Here is a 2131-nt window from a genome sequence, read left to right on the forward strand (position 1 = left end):
CGTCAGAAGGAACCGCTGTTCGGTGAGTTGGGCTTAAAAGACCCGTCTGTCAGCGACGAGGCGATTGTCGACGCCATGCTTGCCAATCCGATCCTGATCGAGCGGCCGTTTGTCGTCACGGATCGCGGAACGCGCCTGAGTCGTCCGTCCGAGAAGGTGCTCGAGATCATCCCGCCGCTGCCTGGCCCGTTTACCAAGGAAGATGGCGAGATCATCGCCCCCTAGAGCGACCCGATGAGCCGCGAACCCCATATCCATTGCCCGCGTTGCAGTTGGGAACCCAAACCCGAGAGTCGTTGGGTATGTGCACCCGGCGAACCCGGCTCAGGATGCCTTACGCAATGGAATACCTTCTGGACCGCAGGCTGCTGTCCAGGATGCGGCCATTTCTGGACCATGACTGCATGCCTGTCGTGCAAGCGGTCGTCTCCCCACGAAGCGTGGTACCACTTTCCGCCGCCGGACAAGGATGAAGAGGTGACGAAGGAGGAGGAAGACGTGGCGGTGGGTTGAAAAAGGAACGTGCGGAGTGTCAGCCTTCCTGCCCGGGGAGCCGCTGGTGTTGTGCCCAGTACCATCCCGCCCCAAAGGCCAGAGGAATCGCCAGAAGCGGGACCCACACAAGTGCAACAGCCAAACCCGATTGCACGTATTGGGCTGGCCAAACCCAGAGGCCAGCATGCGCTGCGCACGCGAAGACCACGAGGAGGGTGGCTTCCGTTCGCGGAAGCAAACCTTGTCGCCGAATCACATAGCCGGCAGCAAGGTATACAGCCAGCTGGCCAACGCTCAGCCACAGGGGCGCTAGCCACAAAGGAGCAGCGCCAAGCGTGAGTAACAGTAGTCCGCCGACCGGGCGAAGAACGAACAGCTCGGCGACGACGACGGCAACCAGTCCGATCACAAGCCGAAGTAACGGCCCATCTCGCGTTTCCGATTGGCCCGGCACGGATGCCGACCTGACGGTCATAGCCCTTCGGGTAATCGCGTATGCAACAAGTGCGGCCACCGGGACGACAAGCGATTCCGCCGCCAGGTCAACCGGCGTCACCGCACTGAACACCAGCACCGTGTGCTGCCAGTGGGCGAGCAGGTAATACGTAAAGAGTAGTGCGGCCATTGCGCAAGCCGCCGCAGGCCCCTCTTTGAGCCACGCCGCCATCATCCATCCGGCCAACGCCGCTACCACCATCTGAGGTGCGACCACCACGAGCGTGGAGAGTGGCCATGGCATGGCATTGGAAACGTTATAGGTGAGCAGGAACATCGGATCCGCCGCCCACCGATCAAAGATCGCGAAAATAACGACGACGGCCAGGGCCGCCCGTATCCGGGCGGCCCTCCCTCGTTCCACGATCAACGGATGCTGTTGAGCCATGCTGGGCACTCTATGACGGCGGGAAGGAACGTGCGTATGGCTATGCGGTATGGGTGGCTCACTTCCTTACGTTCCCTTGTACGACTGCCTAGAGGTTCACGGACTGTGCCAGCGTCAAGCCGATGGGGAACCTTGATACCGCAGCCCATGTCCTCGACGCAAAGGTCGACAAACTTCACATCTTGATAGACGTTATACGTGTCTTCAAACGTTTCGACTTTGTACGCAAGGCACTCCACATAGAACTCTGGCGTCTTGGCCATGTTCTTAAGTTCCTTCCGGATCCCCTTCGGGTTGAGGTTCTCTGGATCGGGAACGTAAGGCAGATCCCTGTCGTTGGGATAAAGGTTCCAGTGGGTATCCACGAGTCGGGACTGCAGGTCTTGCTCCGTCTCCTTGCCTCGCCACTCCACCAGGCGCTGGCAGTCGGGATTGAGCCCCGTTGGATCGATAAATTTCAGCGGACTGCCATAGGCGTAGCCATATGAGTTGATGCCACCGTTCAATCCAAACGGATCACTCTGCGTATATCGACCTGTCGCCGGTTCGTATTCACGCTCACCGTTGTGGTAAAGGGTCGATTCGGCGTCGTGGTACTGGCCGGGGAAGCGAAGATCGAGGGTAAAACCTGTCGAATCGGGCTCTTTCTCACCGAAGGGATTCGCGACGTACGACCAACTCCAAAGCAAGGTGCCGCCTGCGTTAGTTACTGCACGGGGTGCGCCGAATCCATCGGCGTGCACATAGCTGACT

Annotated in this window: 3 protein-coding genes; 1 reads left to right on the plus strand and 2 read right to left on the minus strand. The window is 59.5% G+C overall.

Annotation, left to right across the window (positions count from 1 at the left end):
• On the plus strand, positions 1-225 hold a 225-nt coding region (locus AC1DT2_RS21565; protein ID WP_477298629.1), incomplete at its 5' end, for an ArsC/Spx/MgsR family protein.
• A gap of 307 nt (positions 226-532) precedes the next feature.
• On the opposite strand, the gene AC1DT2_RS21570 is transcribed toward AC1DT2_RS21565, so the two are convergent.
• Together AC1DT2_RS21570 and AC1DT2_RS21575 are read right to left on the minus strand one after the other, a co-directional pair.
• Entirely contained in the window at positions 533-1378 is an 846-nt protein-coding gene (locus tag AC1DT2_RS21570) for a hypothetical protein (RefSeq protein ID WP_477298631.1), read from the minus strand.
• On the minus strand, positions 1357-2131 hold a 775-nt coding region (locus AC1DT2_RS21575), incomplete at its 5' end, for an RHS repeat domain-containing protein (protein WP_477298632.1). The genes AC1DT2_RS21570 and AC1DT2_RS21575, both read right to left, overlap by 22 nt.

The sequence above is a fragment of the Luteibacter sp. P4_E6 genome (genome assembly GCF_056401535.1).